This is a genomic window from Streptomyces sp. NPDC007189, from assembly GCF_040703635.1.
Lineage (GTDB): Bacteria > Actinomycetota > Actinomycetes > Streptomycetales > Streptomycetaceae > Streptomyces.
This window is the reverse complement of sequence record NZ_JBEYEY010000004.1, coordinates 309,125-328,946: the sequence shown is the minus strand read 5'-3', so window position 1 is coordinate 328,946 and position 19,822 is coordinate 309,125. Positions and strand designations below refer to the sequence as shown.

Below are 19,822 nucleotides of genomic sequence, written 5' to 3'. Positions count from 1 at the left end.
CTCTCCGTCGTCATGCGCCTGTTGTTGTTGCTCCCGTCACATGCCACCCAACAAACCGTCACATGTCGCGCATCAAACGCGGAAGATGTCCAGGAAGCTGCTCCAGAAGCCCTTCTTTCTGGCCGGTTCCTGACGGACGGCGCTGACCGGCGCCGCGGGCAGCGGCTGCTCCGCCGCGGCGGGGGCGGTACGGCCCTGCAGCGCGGAGGCGATGTGGGTGGCCGGCGTGGGGCTGAACGCCACGGGCAGCGCGACCAGCGCCCGGTGGAACGGGCCCGGCCGCCACTGAAGCTCCCGCGCGGGGGCGGCCAGGGTGAGGTCGGGCAGGGCGTTGAGGAGCTTCTCGATCGCGGTGACGGCGATGACCGTCGCCGGGTCCTTCGCCGGGCAGGCGTGCGGACCGGCTCCCCAGGCCAGGTGGGCGCCCTTGCTGTGGGTGCGGCGGGCCTCGGCCAGGGCCGGATCGGTGTTGGCGGCGGCGAAGCTGATGACGACCGGAGTGCCCGCCTCGGCCACCACTCCCCCGAGGTCCACGTCCTGGACCGGGTAGTGGGTGGCGTAGTTGGCGATGGGCGTCTGGTTCCACAGCACGTGGTCGATCGCCTCCTCGATCAGCATCCCGGAGTCGCGTCCGCTCGCGTCGGGCGACAGCAGCAGGAGCAGGGCGTTGCCGATCAGGTTGCGCTCGGGTTCCACGCCGGCGCCCATGAGCATCACCAGCTGGTCCTTGAGCTCCTCGTCGGTCAGCCCGGCGGGGTGCTGGATCAGCCAGGAGGTGACGTCGTCGCCGGGCCTGCGCCGCTTGAGGGCGATCAACTCCATGAGGCAGGAGGTGAGTTCCTCGTTGGCGCGCAGGGCGTCCTTGCCGTCGAAGATCGCCGACATGGCGCCGGTGAGGGTGTCGCCGATGTCCGCAGGGCAGCCGAAGAGCTTGTTGAACAGCAGCAGCGGCAGCAGCTTGGCGTAGTCGTTGAGGAGGTCGGCGCGGCCCCGCTCGCTGAACTGGTCGATGAGGTAGTCGGCGATGGGCTCGACGTCGCGGCGGATCCGGGTGATGTTGAGCCGGGCCAGGCTGTCCGTGACCGCCTTGCGCAGCCTGAGGTGCACGGCGCCGTCGGTGAACAGGCAGTTGGGCCGGTACGCCATCATCGGCAGCACCGGGTGGTCCAGCGGGATACGCCCCTCGCTCAGCGCCTTCCAGCGGCGGGCGTCCCGGGCGAAGAGCGTGGAGTTCTGCAGCACGCGCAGGGCCGTCTCGTGGCCGACGACCAGGGTGGCCTCGACGCCGGGGGCGAGCTCGACCGGTCCGGCCGGGCCGTGGGCCCGCAACCGGTCGTAGACCTGCTGGGGGTCGGCGGCGAACGCCGTGTCGTGCATGGGGCATCTGGCCGCCGCGGTGGCGGGGGCTGACTGGGGGTCCATGGGGGTTCCTTCTGCTGGCTCCGGGCCGGTGGTCCGGGAGGAGACGGTCCGGGCGGATAGGGGGTGTCAGGCGGCTCGGGTGAGCAGGTGGCGCACGAGGGCGATCAGCGCGAGGGCGGACGACTGCCGGTCGCGTGCGTCGCAGTAGACGACGGGGGTGTCCGGGAGCAGGTCCAGGGCCTCCCGCACCTCCGCCTCCTCGTACACCGTGGCCGGCTCGAAGCTGTTGACGGCGATGGCGTACTCGAGGCCGTACCGTTCGACGAGGTCGATGACGGGGAAGGTCTCCTCCAGCCGGCCGGGGTCGACCAGGAGCAGCGCCCCGAGCGCGCCGCGGGCCATGTCCTCCCACAGCTGCATGAAGCGCTGCTGTCCCGGAGTGCCGAACAGGTACAGCACGAGTTCGTCGCTGAGCGTCAGCCGGCCGAAGTCCAGCGCCACGGTGGTGGTGGTCTTGTCCGCGACGCCTCTGAGGTCGTCCACGTGGAGGGACGCCTGTGTCATCTTCTCCTCGGTGCGCAGCGGGGTGATCTCCGACAGCGAGCCGATGAAGGTCGTCTTGCCCACGGCGAAATGGCCGACGACCAGGATCTTGGCAGCGTTGGTCACCGCGCTGGAGACGTAGATGGATCCAGGGGCCGTCTCAGCCGATGAGGGATTGGAGTCCATTCAGAACCTTCTCGAGGGTCGCTCTGTCAACGTTCTGCGCCCGGGGCGGCTCCGCGCGGCGCAGGAGGTGGCCCTGCTCGAATAAGTCGGTCAGCAGCAGCCGGGCCACCCCCACCGGCAGTCCCACGTGGCCGGCCACTTCGGCGACCGACAGATAGCCGCCGGAGCACAGCTTCCAGATCGCCATCACCTCGGGGCCGGCTCCCAGCGGAGGGGTCCGCTCGGGAGCCAGGGTGACCAGGGTGTGCAGCGCCAGGTCGTCCGAGGCGGGCAGGCTCCGGCCGCCGGTGATGACGTAGGAGCGGACGAACTCGCTGGTGACGGAGGCTTCCTCGCCGGGCGTCGTCATACGCCCGCACCGTCCGAGCGCGGGGCCACACTCATCGCCTTGCTCAGGCCCGCGACCGTCTTCTGCATGCGGAAGGACATCGCCTCCATGTCGACGTCCAGCGCGGCCGAGACGGCGAGGTAGGAGCCCTGGCCGGCCGCGATCAGGAAGATCCAGCCGCCGTCGTACTCCAGCAGCGTCTGCTTCCAGATCCCGTGTCCCGCTCCCACGAACCCCGCGACGGCGCGGCTCAGCGACTGCATCGAGCTCATCGCCGCGGCGTTCGTCTCGGCGTCGTCGCGCCCGATGTCGTCCGAGCGCTGCAGCAGCAGGCCGTCTCCCGAGACGAGGATCGCGTGCCGGGCTCCGCGCACCTCGAGCACGTCGTTCAGCACCCACGACAGGTCGATGTTCACTGGTTGTCAGGTCCTTCCGTGGTGTTCGTGGTGCGCCCGAGCTGAGTTCCGCGCGCGAACGCCCCGATCCGCGACGCCGTCACCTCGCTGACCGCCTCCGGAGTCTGTTCCGGGCCGGCGCTGTCGAGGGCCGGGACGACCGTGACGGGACCGCTGCGCCGCCGGCGTTTGGGCAGACCTCCCGAGGTCTGCCCCACCACGTGCGTGGGGCCGACGACCGGTACCGGCGCCAGTCGCTGGGGAGCCTCCTCGGGGGTCGCGGTGTCCTGGGCGTCGGCCGCGGGGGAAGGAGCGTCGGCCGAGAGCAGACCTTCGGGTACACGGATCACTGCACGCACTCCGCCGTAGGGGGACACGGAACCGACGGAGACGGCGAAGCCGTAGCGGGCGGCGAGCATGCCGCACACGGCGAAGCCGAACCGCGGCGGATCGCCGAGACCGGTGATGTCGACGGGACCGTCGACGGACAGCAGTGCCGCCGCCCGGTCCTTGGTCTCCTGGTCCATGCCCAGGCCGGCGTCGTCCACGATGAAGCACACACCGGTCGGCACGCTCTGGATGTTGACCTCGACCGGCGTGCCGGGCGCGCTGTAGTTCGTCGCGTTGTCCAGCAGTTCGGCCAGTACGACGGCCACCGGCTCGACCGCCTTGCCGACGAGCGAGACGTTGACCTGGGAGTGGACGCTGACCCGGTTGAAGTCCTTGATCCTGCCCTGGGCGCTGCGGGCGACGTCGTAGACGGTCGCGGCGCCCTCGCGCCTGCCCAGCCATCCGCCGCACAGCACGGAGATGCCCTTGGCGCGGCGGCCGAACTGGCTGCCGGTGTGGTCGACCGTCATCAGGTCGGCGAGGACGTCCGTGGTGTCGCCGTACTTCCTCAGCAGGCTGTCGAGGAGGACCTGCTGTTCCTCGGCGAGCGACTGGAGCGTGCCCATGGCGGACTTCAGCACCGCCTTGGTCGCCGCCTCGGCGTCGGCCCGTACGTCGGCGAGGTCGCGCTGCTGCTGTGCGGTGAGCGCGGCGATGTGCGCGTGCAGCCGGCCGGCCTCGCCGCGGGCCTCGCCCAGCCCTGTCTCCAGTTCCTTTCGCGTTCTTCGGAGCGCCATGTTGGTTCTCCGGGCCCGCATCACTGCGACGACCGCAGCGACGAGCACCACCAGCAAGATCCACAGCAGTGGATCCGTGGTCAATGACGTCATGAGACTCTCTTCAAGTCGCATCGCGCCGAAAGCGTGCGAGCGCGATGGTGCCTTCGAGACTGTCCCCCCGTGCGCGTCCGTGACACGCCGTCAGCCCATGTGAAAAGTGGGATGATCTTATCAGTCACAGAGGCACAACGAGCTTGCCCAGAACCGCAATTGAGACGTCACCAAACCCACACACCCCTGTCACCGGGGCGTCGGGTGCCGGCCTCCCGGACGGCCGGGCCGGCTCAGTCCGGCCACACCCCCGTGGCCAGCAGGGTCTCGATCGCCGCGGCGTACGGCGCGATGTCCAGGCCCTGCCCGGCGAGCCAGGCGTCGGAGTAGTACTTGTCGAGGTAGCGGTCGCCGGGGTCGCACAGCAGGGTGACGACACTGCCCCGGCGGCCCTCGGCCACCATCTCGGCGACGATCTTCAGCGCGCTCCACAGCCCGGTGCCCGTGGAGCCGCCCGCCTTGCGGCCGATGGCCCGCTCCAGGGCCCGTACGGCGGCGACGCTGGCCGCGTCCGGGATCTTCATCATCCGGTCGATCGCGCCGGGCACGAAGCTCGGCTCCATGCGCGGGCGGCCGATGCCCTCGATCCGCGAGCCGCAGGCGCAGGTGACGTCCGAATCGCCGGTGGTCCAGCCCTCGAAGAAACAGGAGTTCTCCGGGTCGGCGACGCAGATCCGGGTGTCGTACTGCATGTAGTGCACATAGCGGGCCAGGGTCGCGGAGGTGCCGCCGGTGCCGGCGGTGGCGACGATCCAGGCCGGCTCCGGGAACCGCTCCAACTCCAGCTGGCGGAAGATGGATTCGGCGATGTTGTTGTTCCCGCGCCAGTCGGTGGCCCGCTCGGCGTAGGTGAACTGGTCCATGTAGTGCCCGCCGGTCTCCACCGCGAGGCGGGCGGACTCCTCGTACATCTTCCGGGAGTCGTCCACGAAGTGGCACCGGCCGCCGTGGAACTCGATCAGACGGCACTTCTCCGCGCTGGTCGTGCGCGGCATGACCGCGATGAAGGGCACGCCGATCAGCTTGGCGAAGTAGGCCTCGGAGACGGCCGTCGAGCCGCTGGAGGCCTCGATGACCGGGCGGCCGGGGCGGATCCAGCCATTGCAGAGGCCGTAGAGGAACAGGGAGCGGGCGAGGCGGTGCTTGAGGCTGCCGGTGGGGTGGGTGGACTCGTCCTTCAGGTAGAGGTCGATGCCCCACTGCTCGGGCAGGGGGAAGCGCAGCAGGTGCGTGTCCGCGGACCGGTTGGCGTCGGCCTGGACTTTGCGCACGGCCTCTTTCAGCCAGTCGCGGTAGCCGGCGTCGCTGCGGTCGACGTCGAGGGTGGCGCCGGTCCGGGTCGGGTGGGTGGTGCTCACGGCGATGCTCCTTCGGCTGGGCGCCGACGACGCCTCACGCGGCCGGCACCTCGAGCATAGGCATCTTTCACACCGCTTCCCACCTGCATAAACGCATCTTTCAGCCACCCAAAGACACCCCTGGGGAGCAGGGGGCGCGAACCATCGGGGCGCATTGGCGGGAGTGCTCCGGGCGGGCGGCGCGGGCGCCTCGCGTCTACTGGTGCTCCCGGCCTCATCGGGGCAGACTGCACGCGTCGGGACGATCGTCCCGGCCGTGGGCGCACACTGGATCGCGGAAGCACACGGGCAAGGGGGCGGCCAAGGATGGCGGAGCCGGAGTTCACAGCCACGGGCGTGCGGATCGGCAAGCGGCTGCGTTCGCTCACCCGGGCCGGTCAGGTCCGGATCAACGACGGCAGGCTGGAGTTGCTCACCAGCTACGGCACCGAGATCGACAGTGCCCCGGTGCAGGCGGTGCGCGCGTCCCGGCCGTGGTTCGGGCCGGACGACAAGGCACTCGCCGACCTCAACGGCAAGCGGTACCTGCTGACGCTGGGCGAGCGCGACCCCGCGCCGGGCGAGCCGGGTCCGCCCGCGGCACGCCGGTTCATCGAAGCGGTGCGGCGGGCCGCCGGGCGCGGCGGCTGAGGACGGCACGGCCGCCCGCTCGGCAGGACGCCGGTCGTATGACTCCGAGCAGCGGTCCGTCGCGGCGAGTTGCGGGACCGCATCCGCTGCGTCACGCTGGTCTCACGTCACTCTGGGTTTACCGGCGATAACGCTGCGAACCAGCCCGCCGGCCACGACAGCAGGCGGACGTTTGGACGCAAGCCACCCTGCTGGATCCGTTGTTCTCCGTGTTCTTCCGGTCCCTCGGACCTCTACATCGGGGAGTCGCAGCCGTGATCAGTCACCCAAGCAGGCACTGCACGGTGGAGCTCCAAGCCCTGCCGTCGCGGATCGGCCAGGTCCGCAGAATCGTATCTGCGCAGTTGCGCTACTGGCACATGGACGCGTTGATAGACCGGGCGGCGCTCGGTGTGACGGAACTGCTGAGCAACGTCCACCGGCACGCCAGGCCCGACAAGTCGTGCACCGTCGAGCTGGAGCTGGCGCCGGACCGGCTCACGGTCTCGGTGCGCGACAACGATCCCCGGCTTCCGGTGCCGGCCGACGCCCCGGACACGGCGGCCGGCGGCCCGCTGGCCACGTGCGGGCGCGGGCTGGCGATGGTGGCGGCGGTCAGCGAGAGCTGGGGGGCGCGGCCGGACGGCGAGCACGGCAAGGTCGTCTGGTTCACGCTGCCCGCCCCCGCGGTGGTACGGCCGTATCCGGCCCACGCGCCGCGCCGTGCCGCCGAGGTGCCCGCCGCGCCGGAGCCCGTCCGCGTCGGTACGGCGGCCCGGGCGCCGGTCGGGACGCCCGTCGGCGCCGGTGTCGCCCTCACCGCGGAAGCGCCCGCCGCGGCCGCGCCGGTGGCAAGCGCGGCCGGCGCCGGCCCCCGCCCCCAGGCTCCCGCCCGGTCCGCCGTTCCCGGCTGACCGGGCGGTGAGACACGCCACGCCGGGCATCCCGCCGACACGAACGGGCTGCCCGGCGCAGCGGGGCTCAGCTTGCGACGGTGCCCCCCAAGCGCCGGCACTGCAACCCCCCAGGGGCGCGGGGAACTGCGCGACGAGCCACACCCGCACCCGCACCCGCGCGACGACCAGAACCCACCCGCCCAGTAGGCGACCGCAGCGACAGCGGTAACTCGCAGCCGCCGGCACGGCAACCCCCAGGGGCGCGGGGAACTGCGCGACGAGCCACACCCGCACCCGCACCCGCGCGACGACCAGAACCCACCCGCCCAGTGGGCGCAAGCCGCCAACGCGACGCAGTCACTCCGTGGCGATGGCCCCCAGCACATCCAGCCGCCCCGCCCGTCGTGCCGGGCGCAGCCCCGCCAGGGCCCCGGCGAGGAGGCCGGTCAGGGCGACCACCAGGAGCCGTACGGGCGGGAGAGCGAAGGCGAACGCCGTGTCGCTCGCGCCGTCGGAAGCCCTCACCAGCACCCAGCCCAGGAAGGCGCCGAGCCCGAGCCCGCCGACCGTGCCGAACGCGGCGACCAGCACCGACTCCCAGCGGACCATGGCCCGCAACTGGGCCCGGGTCTGGCCGACGGCCCGCAGCAGGCCGAGTTCCCGGGTGCGCTCGTGCAGCGCGAGGGTCAGCGTGTTGGCGATGCCGAGCAGGGCGATGACCACGGCGAGGGCGAGGAGCGCGTAGACGAGCGTGAGCATCATGTCGATGCCGCCCGCAGACGACTGCGCGTACTCGTCCCGGGTCTGCACGGACGGGTTGCCGTACCGCGCGGCGGCCTTCTTCACCGCGGCCTCGCCAGCGTCGGCGCCCACCCCGTGCTTGAAGGTGACGGCGATCAGGGTGTCGGCGTCCTGCGTGCGGTGCGGAGCCCACGCGGCCCGGGTGATGACGTAGTCACCGGCGAGTTCGGACCGGTCGTACAGGGCCCGGACGGTGAAGTTCTGCGTCCTGCCGTCGGTGAAGGTCAGCCTGGCCGTGTCGCCGGTGCGCAGGTGCTGCCGGCCCGCCTCGGTGCGGTCGACCGCGATGCCGTCGGCCCCGAGGCCGCGCAGCGAGCCGGTGACGGTGCCGAGGTCGAAGGTGCGGGCGAGGGCCGCCGGGTCGGTGACGGTCAACGCCCGCCCCCTGCCGTCGACTTCCGCGACCCCGCGGCCGAGTCCCACGGCCGTGTCCACCTGCGGCAGCCGCTGCAGCGCGGGGGCGAGCCGGGGGCTGAGGCCGCTGCCGCCGGCGCCGAAGGACGGGCTGCTGACGGCGACGTCCCCGGCGAAGGACCGGGACACCGTCTGGTCCATCGTCGCCTTCAGCGAGGCGCCGAAGACGGTGAACAGCGACACCACGGCCACACCGATCATCAGCGCACTCGCGGTGGCCGCCGTCCGCTTCGGACTGCGCAGGGCGTTGCGCCGGGCCAGCGAGCCGGTGACGCCGCGCAGCCGGTCCAGGGGGCCGCCGAGCAGCCGTACGGCCGTCGTGGCGGCGACCGGGCCGAGGACGACGAAGGCCGCCAGGGCGAGCAGCGCGCCCAGGCCTGCCGGCCACACGGACGGGGACACCAGGACGCCGGTCAGGGTTGCGGCGAGCGCCAGCGCGCCGAGGACGGCCCCGGCGATGGCCCGCACGCGTGAGGCGCCGGAGGTGTCGACCGCCGTCTCGCGCAGCGCGGCGAGCGGCGCGGTCCGTCCGGCGCGGCGGGCCGGCAGCAGGGCCGAGCCCAGGCAGACCACGATGCCCACGGCGAGCGGCAGCGCCATCGACAGCGTCTTGATCACCAAGTCGCCGTCGGGGAACGGGAATCCGATCGCCGGGAACAGCGCCTGGAGGCCCGCGGCGATGCCGATGCCGCCCGCGAGCCCGGTGAGGGACGCGGTGAGCGCGACGAGGCAGGCCTCGGCGAGGGCGGCGGCGGTCACCTGGCGGCGGCCCGCGCCGAGGGCCCGCAACAGGGCGTTCTCGCGGGTGCGTTGGGCGACCACGATCGCGAAGGTGTTGTGGATGGAGAAGGTGGCGACGAGCAGGGCGACGCCGGAGAAGACCAGCAGGAAGGTGGTGAAGACGGTCAGGAACTGACTGGAGATCATGTCGGTGTTCCCCTGGGCCGCCTGCTGCCCGGTGATCGCCTCGACTCCCTTCGGCAGCACCGGAGTCAGCCGCCGGACCAGCTCCCGCTGGCTCACCCCTGGCCCGGCCCGCACCGCGATGGACGCCGCCTGGCCGGGCCGCGCGGTGAGGTACTTCTCGGCGTCGGCGCGGGACATGCCGGTGAACGTCACCTGGGCCATGCCGTCCTGCCCGCCGAAGGTGGCGAGGCCGACGATAGTGACCTTCACCGGGTCCGGGGTGCGCAGGGTGGTGGTGTCACCGATCTTCAGGCCGCCCTTCTTCGCGGCACCCCGGTTCACCACGACCTCGCCCGGCCGGGCGGGGGCGCGGCCCGCGGCGATCCGGTACGGGTTGAGCCCGGGGTCGGTGATCCAGTTCCCGGCGACCGTGGGCGGTCCCTGGCCGCCGACCGGCTTGCCGTCGGCGCCGACGAGCTGGCCGGCGCCCTGGATGTCCGGGGCCGCCGCGGCGACGCCCGGCACCCGCTCGACGGTCTTCACCAGCGAGGTGTCGACGGGCCGCCGTACGCCCTGGGCCTGGCCGGGCGTGGTGATGGCGTCGGCGCCGCGTACGACGGCGTCCGTGCCGCTGGTGGCCTCGCCGAACATGCTGTCGAAGCTCGCCCGCAGCGTGTCGCCCATGACGAGGGTGCCGGTCAGGAAGGCGACGCCGAGGAACACGGCGAGGAAGGTGCCGGCGAACCGGCGCCGGTGCGTGCGCAGGGAGGTCAGGCCGAGCCGGAGCGAGGCGTTCATGAGCGCACCTCGAAGGCCTTCATGCGGTCCAGGACCCGGTCCGCGGTCGGCGATTCCATCCGGTCGACCAGCCGTCCGTCGGCGAGGAAGAGCACTTCGTCGGCGTGCGCGGCGGCCACCGGGTCGTGGGTGACCATGACGACGGTGCGGTCCATCTCCCGTACGGCTGAGCCGAGGAGGCCGAGCACCTCGGCGCCGGAGCGGGAGTCGAGGTTCCCGGTCGGCTCGTCGGCGAAGACCACCTCGGGCCGCCCGGCGAACGCCCGCGCCACGGCGACGCGTTGCTGCTGGCCGCCGGAGAGCTGCGACGGCCGGTGGTGCAGCCGGTCGCGCAGTCCGACGACGTCGATCAGCGCGTCGATCCACTCCGGATCGCCGCGCCGGCCGGCCAGGTCAAGGGGCAGGGTGATGTTCTCCGCGACGGTGAGCGTCGGCACCAGGTTGAACGCCTGGAAGACGAAGCCGACCCGGTCGCGACGCAGCAGGGTCAGGCGCCGGTCGTCCAGCGCGCCGAGTTCGGTGTCCCCGATCCAGGCGGCGCCGGAGGTGAGCGTGTCGAGTCCGGCCGCGCAGTGCATGAGGGTGGACTTGCCGGAGCCCGACGGGCCCATGATCGCGGTGAAGCGCCCGGCGGGGAAGGAGACGTCGACGCCGTCCAGGGCGCGTACGGCGGTGTCGCCACCTCCGTACACCTTCACCGCGTCCACCACGCGGGCCGCGGCCCGCAGTGCCGTCGCCGTCATGCCGCACCGCCCTTGCCGGCGCGGCCGAACTGCTCCTCCAGGACGGACAGCCGGCGCCAGTACTCGTCCTCGTCGATCTCGCCGGAGGCGAAGCGGCGGCCGAGGACGGCCAGCGGCGAGTCGCCGGCCGGGCGTGCGCCGTCCGCCGGCCGCCACGGGCCGCCGCGGCCGCGCCAGGCGGTGCGGCGCAGGACGGTGACGGCGCCGATCACGACGGCCGCCCAGATCAGCGGGAAGAACAGGATCCATGGGCCGGGTCCACCGTGCCAGTCGGCCAGGGTCTGCATCTCGGGTCACTCCCTTGTCGGTTGCGCTGTGCGGGGATGACACGAGACTCCCTCCGGGGAGGGGTCCGGGTCGTCGTGCGGCCGGCGGCAGTGCGGGTACCTCGCGGGGAGTACGACGGGAGCGGCGGCCTGCTCCCCGGGAAACACTGGGCGACTGTAACTACTAGTATGTACAGTAGGAGGCATGAGGAGCACCCCGGAACGACTGATCGAGTCCACCCGTGAGCTGCTGTGGGAGCGCGGATACGTGGGCACGAGCCCGAAGGCGATCCTGGAGCGGGCCGGCGCCGGACAGGGCAGCATGTACCACCACTTCAAGGGCAAGCCGGATCTCGCCCTGGCGGCGATCCGGCGGACGGCGCACGAGCTGCGCGAGGCCGCCGAGCGGGTCCTCGACGGTCCGGGCACGCCGTACGAGCGCATCGAGGCGTATCTGCTGCGCGAGCGTGACGTGCTGCGCGGCTGCCCCGTCGGCCGGCTGACCATGGACCCGGACGTGATGGCCGACGACGAGCTGCGCGCGCCGGTGGACGCGACGCTCGCGTGGATCCGGGAGCGGATCGCCGGGATCGTCGAAGAGGGCAAGCGGCAGGGGCAGTTCGCGCCCTCGCTGGACGGTGATGAGATCGCCGCCGCCGTCCTCGCGACCGTGCAGGGCGGCTATGTCCTCGCCCGCGCCTGCGGTTCCCCCGCCGCCTTCGACGCCGGCGTCCGCGGCCTGCTCGCCCTGCTCGCACCCCGGACTCCCGGCCGGCACGCGCGCGTGGAGGACCACCCCGCCTGAGACGCGGGATCCCAGACCTGAGCGGCGATCCGCGAACCCGAGAGAGGACCGGGGCATGCACGCCATGCAGTACGAGTTCACCCTGCCCGCCGACTACGACATGGGCGTCATCCGCTCCCGCGTCGCCCGGGTCGGGCATCTGCTGGACGACTGGGAGGGACTCGGCGTCAAGACGTACCTGCTGCGTGAGCGCGGGGTGCTCGGCTCGCCGGTGAACCAGTACGGGCCGTTCTACCTGTGGAACACCATGGAGGGCATGAACGGCTTCCTGTGGGGAGGGGCCTTCCAGGGGCCGGTGCACGACTTCGGGCGGCCGGCGGTTAGGCAGTGGACGGGCCTGGCGTTCGAGGAGGGCGCCGCGAGCCGGGCGGCGCCCCGGTTCGCCGTGCGGCGCCGTCAACCGGTGCCGGACGGCGTGGAGTTGGCGGCCTTCATGAGCGACGCGGCAGCCGAGACCGGACGGCTGGCGGAGCAGGACGGCGCGGTCCTCGCCGCGGCGGCCGTGGACACGCGCGCGTGGGAGCTGGTGCACTTCTCGCTCTGGGAGCACGAGGCGCCCAAGGCCGGCGGCGACCTCTTCCAGGTGCTGCACCTGTCCGCGCCCGGCCGGGACCGGCTCCCGCGGGGGCGGCAGTGGTGAGCCGTGTCCGTACGGTCCTCGGCGACATCCGGCCCGAGCAGCTGGGCGTGTGCGACGCGCACGACCATCTCTTCCTGAGCAGCCCGCTGCTGCCCGGCCAGGAGCTGAACGACCCCGCGGCCGCACGGGCCGAGCTGACCGCGTTCCGGGCGGCGGGCGGAGCGGCCGTCGTCCAGTGGACGCCGTACGGCATGGGACGGCGGGCGGCGGACCTGCCGGAGCTGTCCCGGGCCACCGGTGTGCGGCTGGTGTGCGCCACGGGCCTGCACCAGGCCGGGCACTACGACCCCGACGTGCTCGGCCGGCTGCGCGGTGCCGGTCTCGCCGGGCTGTTCGTGTCCGAGCTGACCGAGGGCATCGGCACGACCGGGGTGCGCGCCGGTCTGATCAAGGTGGCGGGCGGTTTCCACACGCTCGACGCGCACGCCCGCTGGACGATGGCGGCGGCGGCCGAGGCGCACCACGCCACCGGTGCGCCGATCGCCGTGCACCTGGAGCAGGGCACGGGCGCACCGGACGTACTCGACCTGCTGTGCGGGGAGTTGGGGGTGCCCGGCGACCGGGTGATCCTCGGGCATCTGAACCGCTTCCCCGACCCGGTGACGCAGCGGCAGGCCGCCGAGTCCGGATGCTGGCTGGCCTTCGACGGGCCCTCCCGCGCCCATCGCGCCACCGACTGGCGGATGCCTCAGGCCGTGCGGGCGCTGGCCGAGGCCGGCTTCGGCGACCGGCTGCTGCTCGGCGGGGACACCGTGGTGGCCGGGGCCCGCTCGGTCGACGGCGGGCCGGGGATGCCGTACCTGCTGCGCCGGCTGCGGCACCGGCTGGCGGCCGAGCTGGGCGCGGACCTGGTGGCACGCATCCTCTCCGAGCATCCCGGGCGGGCGTTCGCGGTCGAGTGGGCGTGAACGGGCGGGGCGTGGCCCGATCGCAGGGATCGCTGTCCGTCCGGGCCATGGCGGCTGGGCCGGTCGCCCGAGGAATGGGAGGCGACAGGCCCCGCAGCCACGGCCCGAGGAGACGACACGGCCACGCCCCTTCAGATGCGCGCCGCCGTAGGCCGACCGCCGCCTCGTGAGCGGCGGACCGGTGGCCGGCTAGGCCACAGAGATGTCCACCGACGGACGCAGTTTCGCCGCCGCGGCCAGCGCCTCGTGCACCGGGTGCTCGGCGAACGCCGTCACCAGGCCCTGGTCCGCGGGGTGTTCGGCGGCCGGGAAGGCGATCTGCTCGCAGGCGGCCTGGAAGCGCGGGCCCCAGCGGCGGGCGCCGAGGCGGGCCGTGCGGGAGCAGTTGTCCACCATGTACGCCACGTCGCGGGCGTGCATGTACGGCAGCAGGGAGTCGACGGCCTCGATGACCGACTCGTTGACGATCTCGGACCAGGGATGGCCGCGCTCGGCGAACTCGTCGATCTGGGCGGTCATGGCGGCGAGGAAGACGCCGGCGGTGAACGGCTCGACGGGCAGGTCGCGTTCGCCGTGCCGGGCCCGCACCCGCTCGCCCGCCGCCCACATCGCGGAGCCGCCGATCCGGCTCATCGGCCGTGCTCCGAGCCGCTGTTCGGCCAGGATCACGCTGCGCAGCTCGGTGCCGTCGGCGACCTCGTCGTAGATCTCGGCGACGAGTTCGCGGGCCGGGCCGTACGTCGCCGCGTAGGCCCGGTCGAAGGTCTCCCGCCCGGCGGTGCCGAGGCTGTCGCGCACGGCGCGCAGGCCCGAGCGGGAGATGGTGCGGGCGATGGGTCCGGTGATGTTCTCGCAGGAGCGCTCGTACGCCGTCACGGGGTCGTCGCCCGCCAGCCGGTACCGGCCGTACAGGCTCTCCACGATGCCGTGCACGGCGCCGAGCAGGATCGCTCGCTCGCCGACGATGTCGGAGCGGTACTCGCTCTCCAGCGTGGTGCGGAAGGTGTACGGCGAGCCCAGCGCGACCGACCAGCCGAGGGCGAGGTCGGTCGCCCGGCCGTCGGGGTCGGCGTGCACGGCGAAACTGCTGTTGATCCCGGCGCCGTTGACCTCGGCTCCCTGCTCGTACAGGCGGCGCACGGAGTCGCCCATGCCCTTGGGGCAGACGGCGATCACGCCGTGCCCGGCCGGGAAGTCGCCGCCGGTGGCGCGCAGATGACCGAGCAGGAAGCCGTGCGAGAGGCCGATGACCGCGCCGGGCCTGAGGGCGGCGAAGATCTCCCCGTGGTGCGCGGCCAGCGCGGCGTCGGCGACGAGCAGCAGGACCAGGTCGCTGTCGGCGGCCACGGCGAGCCAGTCGCCGAGGGTACCGTCCTCCTCGGTGAAGCCGTGGGCGCGGGCGTCGGCGGCCGAGGATGAGCCGGGGCGCAGGCCGACCGCGACCGTGATGCCGCTTCCGGCGAGGGAGTCGCGCAGGTTGCGGGCCTGGGCGCGGCCCTGCGGCCCCCAGCCGAGCACGCCGATCCGGCGGACTCCAGTGAAGGCGTTCGGCAGCAGCGGGAACAGGTGCCGGCCGCCGCGCAGGACGGTCTCCGTGCCGCCGGGCACGTCCATGGTCTCGAGGGGGAAGACGCGGGAGGTGTACGTGGTCGAGGTCATGGAGGAGTTGTAGGCTCCGGCCGATCGTTGCGGCAAGCGCAAGATTCGCAGCGGAGCGTTGCGTGATCCGAAAGGCAGAGGTCGGCGGATGCGGGACGACCATCGGGAGCTGCGGCTCTTCCTCCATCTGGCGCAGTCGCTCAACTTCGGCCGGACGAGCATGGACTGCCATGTCAGCCCGGCGACGCTCACCCGGACCGTGCAGCGGCTGGAGGCGGAGCTGGGGCACCGGCTGTTCGACCGGGGGCCGCGCGGGGTGTCCCTGACGGCCGAGGGGCACCGGTTCCGCGCCTACGCCGTCGAGGCGCTGGAGTTGTGGCGCGCCTACCGCGAGGAGCACCCCGACCCCGCCGAACTCACCGGGCGGCTCGCGGTGTTCGCCACGGTGACCGCCTGCCAGGCGCTGCTGCCCGACCTGCTGGCGCCGTTCCGTGCCGCCCATCCCCAGGTGCGCCTGGATCTGCGCACCGGTGACGCCGCAGCGGCGCTGGCCCGGCTGGACGAGGGCGAGGTGGACGTGGCCGTGGCGGGGGTGCCGGCGCGGTTGCCGGAGCCGCTGGTGAGCCGGACGGTCGCGGTCACCGACCTGGTGCTGGTGACCGCTCGCGGCCGCCCGGACCCGGACCTCGCGGGACCGTTCGTGCTGCCGCACCGGGGGCTGGTGCGCGACGCGGCCGACCGCTGGTTCCGCGCTCGCGGCCGGCAGCCGGAGGTGGTGTGCGAACCGGACGGCCACGAGGGGCTGTTGACCCTGGTCGCCCTCGGCTGCGGCACGGGCCTGGTGCCGCGGCTGGTCCTGGAGCACAGCGCGGTGCGCGACCGGCTGAGCGTCGTACCGGCGGACCCGGCCCCGGAACGCTTCCCGATCGGCCTGTGCGTCCGCAGAGCGGACCTGCGCCGCCCCTCGGTGGCGGCGCTGTGGAGCCTCACGGACCGGGCGCTCACCTGATTCGGGGGCCCAGGCCAGGGGGACTCACTCCCTGGGGGTCCGTCCCGTGCCGGCCGCGTCAGCGCAGGGCCGTCAGCGGGTCGTCCAGGACCGGCTGCCAGGCCAGTTCGGCCGCTCCGACGAGGCTGTTGTGGTCGAGCGTGCAGGGCAGGATCGGCACTCCGCCGCTCTGCCCCCACAGGCTGCGGTCGGCGACGACGGCGCGCAGCCGTTCCGGGTCGGCGTCCAGCAGCGTGCGGTGCAGGCCGCCGAGGATGATGCGGTCGGGGTTGAGGATGTTGACCAGTCCGGCCAGGCCCAGGCCCAGCCGGTCGATCAGCGCCTCGGTGGCCCTGCGGACGGCCGGGTCGCCGTACTGGGCGCGCACCAGGTCGATGGCCTGCTGGAGCAGGGAGACCTCGGGGCCCGGTTCGCGGCCGGCCTCGACCAGCAGGGCCAGCGGGTCGGCCTCGACGTCCAGGCAGCCGCGGCTGCCGCAGTGGCAGGGCCGGCCCTCGGGGTTGACGGTGAGGTGGCCGACCTCGAGGGCGAGTCCCGAACTGCCGGTGTGCAGGCGGCCGTCCAGCACCAGCGCGCCGCCGACGCCCCGGTGCCCGGTGGCCACGCACAGCAGGTCTTTGGCGCCCCGCCCCGCGCCGTGCCGGTGTTCGGCGAGCGCGGCGAGGTTGACGTCGTTGCCGGCGAACGCCGGTCCGGTGATGCCGGCCTCGCGCACGCGCTCGGCGAAGATGCGCCGGACCGGGGCGCCGACGGGCCAGGCCAGGTGCAGCGGGTTGAGGGCGAGGCCGTCGGGCTCGGCCACGGCGGAGGGTACGGCGAGGCCGGCGCCGACGCAGCGGCGGCCGGTGGTGCGCAGCAGCTCGGCGCCCGCCTCGACGACCGAGCCGAGCACCTTCGCCGGGTCGGCCTCGACGGTCTCGCAGCCGGGCGCGGTCGCCACGATCCGCCCGCCGAGACCGACCAGCGCGGCCCGGAAGCCGTCGGCGTGGACCTGGGCGGCGAGCGCCACCGGGCCGTCCTCGGCGACCTGCAGCCGGTGCGAGGGGCGGCCCTGGGAGCCGGCCGCGGCGCCGGGCCGGGCGTCCACCCGGATCAGCCCGAGCGCCTCCAGCTCGGCGGCCACGGCCCCCGCGGTGGCCCGGGTGACGCCGAGTTCCGCGGTGAGCACGGCGCGGGTCGGCGCCCGCCCGGTGTGCACCAGCTCCAGCGCGGGTCCGAGGGCGCCGCGCCCCCGGTCCAGCCGGGCTCTCGAGGTGGTCCTCTCCCCCGCCGTCCGGGGATCCGCGTTGCCGCTCATGAGGGGGAGTCTCCCATGATCCGCAGGTGCGGCCGGCTACCGGCCGCTGACCCGAAGTGTGATGTTCAGACGTCCGGACAGGCCCAGCCCGGCCGGCGCGGTGCCCGCGTACACCCGCGGGACCCCGTGGTAGGCCAGCCGCGACGGCCCGCCGAACACGAACAGGTCGCCGCTGCGCAGCTCGACGTCCGTGTAGGGCCGGGAACGCGTCTCGGTGTTCCCGAACCGGAAGACACAGGTGTCGCCCAGGCTCAGCGACACCACCGGCGCGTCCGCCTTCTCGTCGCTGTCGCGGTGCATGCCCATCCGGGCCTCGCCGTCGTAGAAGTTGATCAGCGCGATGTCGTACGCGTACGGCGGCTGCGGGCCCAGCGCGGCGACGGCGGCGCGGCGCCCCAGCTCGCCGAGCCAGGCCGGGAAGGGCTTCACGGGGGCGCCGTCGCCGTCGACGGCCGTGCGGGCGTAGGCGTACGGGTACCAGTGCCAGCCCAGGCAGACCTGCCGCGCGGTCATCGCGCCGCCGCCCGGGGTGCGGACCGTCCGCAGTCCGGCCGGCGGCCGCGCCCACCGGCGGCAGGCGCCGAGCAGCTCGCGCTGCGCGCCGGCGTCCAGCCAGTCCGGGACGTGCACGGCGCCCGGCGCGACCTCGGCGCGCTCCCGGGCGAACAGCTCGTCCTCCATGCCCCCATCCTGCCCCACCACCCCTGAGCTGCGGCTCCGCTAGCCTGGGGGGCACGATGAGCGACCGTATGACGACACCGTGGGGCGAGGTCGAGCTGGCCCGCTTCCCCGAGGACCCGCGCGACCGGCTGCGCGCCTGGGACGCCGCCGACGCGTACCTGCTGCGGCATCTGGCCGAGGAGGGGGTGCCGCTCACCGGCTCGGTCGTGGTGGTCGGGGACCGCTGGGGCGCGCTGGTCACGGCGCTCGCGGAGCACCGGCCGGCGCAGATCACCGACTCGTTCCTGACCCAGGAGGCGACCCGGGCGAATCTGGCGCGGGCCGGGGTGGAGCCCGGTGCCGTCCCGCTGCTGACCACGCAGGACCCGCCGCCGGAGCGGGTGGACTTGCTGCTGGTGCGGGTGCCCAAGAGCCTGGCCCTGCTGGAGGACCAGCTGCTGCGGCTGGCGCCGGCCGTGCACGCGGGCACGGTCGTCGTGGGCACCGGGATGGTGAAGGAGATCCACACCTCCACGCTCCAGCTGTTCGAGCGCGTTCTCGGCCCGACCCGGACCTCGCTGGCGCGGCAGAAGGCGCGGCTGATCTTCTGCACCCCGGACCCGGCGCTGGAGCGGCCCGCGAACCCGTGGCCGTACCGCTACGCCCTCCCGGAGGGCGTCGGCGCGATCTCGGGCCGCACGGTCGTCAACCACGCGGGCGTCTTCTGCGCCGACCGCCTCGACATCGGCACCCGCTTCTTCCTCCAGCACCTGCCCGCACCGGGCGCGGGCCGTGTGGTGGACCTGGGCTGCGGCAACGGCGTCGTCGGTACGGCGGTGGCCCTCGCGGACCCGTCCGCCGAGGTGCTGTTCGTGGACGAGTCCTTCCAGGCGGTGGCCTCGGCGGAGGCGACGTACAAGGCCAACGGGGTGCCGGGGCACGCCGAGTTCCGGGTCGGCGACGGGCTGACCGGGGTGGCGCCGGGCAGCGTGGACCTGGTGCTGAACAACCCGCCGTTCCACTCCCACCAGGCCATGACCGACGCGACGGCGTGGCGGATGTTCACCGGGGCGCGGCGCTCGCTGCGGCCGGGGGGTGAGCTGTGGGTGATCGGGAACCGGCACCTCGGCTACCACGTGAAGCTGAGACGGTTGTTCGGGAACAGTGAAGTGGTGGCCTCCGACCCGAAGTTCGTGGTGCTGAGGGCCGTCAAGAAGGGTTAGGCCGTCCGGGACAGGACGCCGATGATCCGGCGCACCTCGCGGGCCATCGCCTCCCGTCCCACGCTGAGGTACGTGCGCGAGTCGACGGCCTCCGGGTGAGCCGCGAGGTGATCCCGGATCGCGCCGGTCATGGCCGCGTTGAGCGCGGTGCCGACGTTGACCTTGGCGATGCCGCCGGCGACCGCGGCGGTCAGCCCGTCGTCCGGGACCCCGGAGGAGCCGTGCAGGACGAGCGGGACGGGCAGCGCGGCGGCCAGCCGTTTGATCAGGGCGTGGTCGAGGGCGGCGGTGCGGGTGGTCATGGCGTGCACGCTGCCGACGGCGACGGCGAGCGCGTCGACGCCGGTGCCGGCCACGAAGTCGCGGGCCTGGTCCGGGTCGGTGCGGGCGCCCGGCGCGTGCGCGTCCAGCGGGGGCCGGCCGTCCTTGCCGCCGATCTGGCCCAACTCGGCCTCGATCCAGAGCCCTTGGGCGTGCGCCCAGTCGACGGCGGCCCGGGTGGCGAAGAGGTTGTCGGCGTACGGCAGCCGGGCCGCGTCGTACATCACCGAGCTGAACCCGGCGTCGGGCGCCTGGCGCAGCAGGTGCTCGCTCTGCACATGGTCGAGGTGCAGCGCGACGGGCACGCCGGCGCGTTCGGCGGCGGCGACGGCGGCCCGGGCCAGTGGCAGCAGCCGCCCGTAGCGGAACTTGACGGCGTTCTCGCTGACCTGGAGCACGACCGGTGCGCCGGCGGACTCGGCGCCGGTGATGACGGCCTCCATGTGTTCGAGGGTGATGACGTTGAACGCGGCGACGGCGGATCTGCGGGCGGCGGCCGCGGTGACCAGGTCGCCGGTGGACGCGAGGGGCACGG

Annotated in this window: 20 protein-coding genes; 7 read left to right on the top strand and 13 right to left on the bottom strand. The window is 73.5% G+C overall.

The annotated features are described in order from the left end of the window. Positions 1-72 precede the first annotated feature (72 nt). The 6 genes from AB0950_RS10655 to AB0950_RS10630 all read right to left on the bottom strand — a co-directional run bounded on the left by AB0950_RS10655 (position 73) and on the right by AB0950_RS10630 (position 5,392). A complete protein-coding gene (locus AB0950_RS10655) occupies positions 73-1,377 on the bottom strand; it encodes a cytochrome P450 (RefSeq protein WP_360147160.1) in 1,305 nt (434 codons plus the stop codon). A gap of 111 nt (positions 1,378-1,488) precedes the next feature. Continuing rightward, positions 1,489-2,091, bottom strand: coding sequence for an ATP/GTP-binding protein (locus AB0950_RS10650; RefSeq protein ID WP_360146254.1), 603 nt, complete (start codon positions 2,089-2,091; stop codon positions 1,489-1,491). Continuing rightward, positions 2,066-2,440 (bottom strand): DUF742 domain-containing protein, encoded by a 375-nt coding sequence (locus AB0950_RS10645; RefSeq protein ID WP_360146257.1) that lies wholly within the window; start codon positions 2,438-2,440, stop codon positions 2,066-2,068. The genes AB0950_RS10650 and AB0950_RS10645 overlap by 26 nt, the downstream gene beginning before the upstream one ends. Next, positions 2,437-2,835, bottom strand: a complete 399-nt coding sequence (locus AB0950_RS10640; RefSeq protein WP_360146260.1) for a roadblock/LC7 domain-containing protein — start codon at positions 2,833-2,835, stop codon at positions 2,437-2,439. The genes AB0950_RS10645 and AB0950_RS10640 overlap by 4 nt, the downstream gene beginning before the upstream one ends. Continuing rightward, a complete protein-coding gene (locus tag AB0950_RS10635; RefSeq protein ID WP_360146263.1) occupies positions 2,832-4,034 on the bottom strand; it encodes an ATP-binding protein in 1,203 nt (400 codons plus the stop codon). The genes AB0950_RS10640 and AB0950_RS10635 overlap by 4 nt, the downstream gene beginning before the upstream one ends. Before the next feature lie 233 nt (positions 4,035-4,267). Next, on the bottom strand, positions 4,268-5,392 hold the full coding sequence (locus AB0950_RS10630) for a PLP-dependent cysteine synthase family protein (RefSeq protein WP_366778317.1): 1,125 nt from the start codon (positions 5,390-5,392) through the stop codon (positions 4,268-4,270). A 306-nt stretch (positions 5,393-5,698) separates the two neighbouring features. Between AB0950_RS10630 and AB0950_RS10625 the strand changes: the two genes are divergently transcribed. Together AB0950_RS10625 and AB0950_RS10620 are read left to right on the top strand one after the other, a co-directional pair. Beyond that, entirely contained in the window at positions 5,699-6,022 is a 324-nt protein-coding gene (locus AB0950_RS10625) for a hypothetical protein (RefSeq protein WP_366778316.1), read from the top strand. 254 nt (positions 6,023-6,276) lie between these two features. Beyond that, complete coding sequence (locus AB0950_RS10620; protein ID WP_360146272.1) at positions 6,277-6,915, top strand: ATP-binding protein; 639 nt, start codon at positions 6,277-6,279, stop codon at positions 6,913-6,915. Positions 6,916-7,254: 339 nt separating this feature from the next. Here AB0950_RS10620 and AB0950_RS10615 read toward each other — a convergent pair whose 3' ends face one another. From AB0950_RS10615 to AB0950_RS10605, 3 genes are read right to left on the bottom strand one after another with little or no spacing between them, the layout of a single operon-like run. Continuing rightward, positions 7,255-9,816, bottom strand: a complete 2,562-nt coding sequence (locus AB0950_RS10615; RefSeq protein ID WP_366778315.1) for an FtsX-like permease family protein — start codon at positions 9,814-9,816, stop codon at positions 7,255-7,257. Then, a complete protein-coding gene (locus tag AB0950_RS10610; RefSeq protein WP_360146278.1) occupies positions 9,813-10,559 on the bottom strand; it encodes an ABC transporter ATP-binding protein in 747 nt (248 codons plus the stop codon). Before AB0950_RS10610 ends, AB0950_RS10615 begins: the two co-directional genes overlap by 4 nt. Then, entirely contained in the window at positions 10,556-10,846 is a 291-nt protein-coding gene (locus AB0950_RS10605) for an SHOCT domain-containing protein (protein ID WP_330341534.1), read from the bottom strand. Before AB0950_RS10605 ends, AB0950_RS10610 begins: the two co-directional genes overlap by 4 nt. A 184-nt stretch (positions 10,847-11,030) precedes the next feature. Between AB0950_RS10605 and AB0950_RS10600 the strand changes: the two genes are divergently transcribed. The 3 genes from AB0950_RS10600 to AB0950_RS10590 are packed head-to-tail and all read left to right on the top strand — an operon-like array spanning position 11,031 to position 13,178. Then, positions 11,031-11,630, top strand: coding sequence for a TetR/AcrR family transcriptional regulator (locus AB0950_RS10600; protein WP_360146281.1), 600 nt, complete (start codon positions 11,031-11,033; stop codon positions 11,628-11,630). A 55-nt stretch (positions 11,631-11,685) separates the two neighbouring features. Continuing rightward, positions 11,686-12,270: a DUF4865 family protein gene (locus tag AB0950_RS10595; RefSeq protein ID WP_360146284.1), complete on the top strand. Its 585-nt coding sequence runs from the start codon at positions 11,686-11,688 to the stop codon at positions 12,268-12,270. Further along, positions 12,267-13,178, top strand: coding sequence for a phosphotriesterase (locus AB0950_RS10590; RefSeq protein ID WP_366778314.1), 912 nt, complete (start codon positions 12,267-12,269; stop codon positions 13,176-13,178). The genes AB0950_RS10595 and AB0950_RS10590 overlap by 4 nt, the downstream gene beginning before the upstream one ends. Positions 13,179-13,367: 189 nt before the next feature. On the opposite strand, the gene AB0950_RS10585 is transcribed toward AB0950_RS10590, so the two are convergent. After that, a complete protein-coding gene (locus AB0950_RS10585; RefSeq protein WP_366778313.1) occupies positions 13,368-14,837 on the bottom strand; it encodes a ketol-acid reductoisomerase in 1,470 nt (489 codons plus the stop codon). An 88-nt stretch (positions 14,838-14,925) separates the two neighbouring features. Between AB0950_RS10585 and ilvY the strand changes: the two genes are divergently transcribed. Continuing rightward, positions 14,926-15,786: an HTH-type transcriptional activator IlvY gene (gene ilvY, locus AB0950_RS10580; RefSeq protein ID WP_360146293.1), complete on the top strand. Its 861-nt coding sequence runs from the start codon at positions 14,926-14,928 to the stop codon at positions 15,784-15,786. Positions 15,787-15,844: 58 nt separating this feature from the next. On the opposite strand, the gene AB0950_RS10575 is transcribed toward ilvY, so the two are convergent. Continuing rightward, on the bottom strand, positions 15,845-17,083 hold the full coding sequence (locus tag AB0950_RS10575) for an ROK family protein (protein WP_366778312.1): 1,239 nt from the start codon (positions 17,081-17,083) through the stop codon (positions 15,845-15,847). Between the two features lie 36 nt (positions 17,084-17,119). Continuing rightward, positions 17,120-17,764 carry an alpha-ketoglutarate-dependent dioxygenase AlkB gene (locus AB0950_RS10570; protein ID WP_366778311.1) on the bottom strand — a complete coding sequence of 215 codons (645 nt, stop codon included), beginning with the start codon at positions 17,762-17,764 and terminating at the stop codon, positions 17,120-17,122. 68 nt (positions 17,765-17,832) lie between these two features. Here AB0950_RS10570 and AB0950_RS10565 point away from each other — a divergent pair, with 68 nt between their 5' ends. After that, the gene (locus AB0950_RS10565; protein ID WP_366778310.1) at positions 17,833-18,966 is read left to right on the top strand and encodes a methyltransferase; all 1,134 of its coding nucleotides are present in this window, start codon (positions 17,833-17,835) and stop codon (positions 18,964-18,966) included. Here the strand turns inward: AB0950_RS10565 and AB0950_RS10560 are convergent. Beyond that, the gene (locus AB0950_RS10560; protein ID WP_360146305.1) at positions 18,963-19,820 is read right to left on the bottom strand and encodes a class II fructose-bisphosphate aldolase; all 858 of its coding nucleotides are present in this window, start codon (positions 19,818-19,820) and stop codon (positions 18,963-18,965) included. The genes AB0950_RS10565 and AB0950_RS10560 overlap by 4 nt on opposite strands. Positions 19,821-19,822 lie beyond the last annotated feature (2 nt).

Coding starts and splice junctions, on each gene's coding strand:
- AB0950_RS10565 (WP_366778310.1), top strand. CDS start 17,833: ATGACGACACCGTGGGGCGAGGTCGAGCTGGCCCGCTTCCCCGAGGAC.
- AB0950_RS10595 (WP_360146284.1), top strand. CDS start 11,686: ATGCACGCCATGCAGTACGAGTTCACCCTGCCCGCCGACTACGACATG.
- AB0950_RS10655 (WP_360147160.1), bottom strand. CDS start 1,377: ATGCACGACACGGCGTTCGCCGCCGACCCCCAGCAGGTCTACGACCGG.
- AB0950_RS10625 (WP_366778316.1), top strand. CDS start 5,699: ATGGCGGAGCCGGAGTTCACAGCCACGGGCGTGCGGATCGGCAAGCGG.
- AB0950_RS10605 (WP_330341534.1), bottom strand. CDS start 10,846: ATGCAGACCCTGGCCGACTGGCACGGTGGACCCGGCCCATGGATCCTG.
- AB0950_RS10610 (WP_360146278.1), bottom strand. CDS start 10,559: ATGACGGCGACGGCACTGCGGGCCGCGGCCCGCGTGGTGGACGCGGTG.
- AB0950_RS10645 (WP_360146257.1), bottom strand. CDS start 2,440: ATGACGACGCCCGGCGAGGAAGCCTCCGTCACCAGCGAGTTCGTCCGC.
- ilvY (WP_360146293.1), top strand. CDS start 14,926: ATGCGGGACGACCATCGGGAGCTGCGGCTCTTCCTCCATCTGGCGCAG.
- AB0950_RS10570 (WP_366778311.1), bottom strand. CDS start 17,764: ATGGAGGACGAGCTGTTCGCCCGGGAGCGCGCCGAGGTCGCGCCGGGC.
- AB0950_RS10650 (WP_360146254.1), bottom strand. CDS start 2,091: ATGGACTCCAATCCCTCATCGGCTGAGACGGCCCCTGGATCCATCTAC.
- AB0950_RS10585 (WP_366778313.1), bottom strand. CDS start 14,837: ATGACCTCGACCACGTACACCTCCCGCGTCTTCCCCCTCGAGACCATG.
- AB0950_RS10575 (WP_366778312.1), bottom strand. CDS start 17,083: ATGAGCGGCAACGCGGATCCCCGGACGGCGGGGGAGAGGACCACCTCG.
- AB0950_RS10635 (WP_360146263.1), bottom strand. CDS start 4,034: ATGACGTCATTGACCACGGATCCACTGCTGTGGATCTTGCTGGTGGTG.
- AB0950_RS10600 (WP_360146281.1), top strand. CDS start 11,031: ATGAGGAGCACCCCGGAACGACTGATCGAGTCCACCCGTGAGCTGCTG.
- AB0950_RS10615 (WP_366778315.1), bottom strand. CDS start 9,816: ATGAACGCCTCGCTCCGGCTCGGCCTGACCTCCCTGCGCACGCACCGG.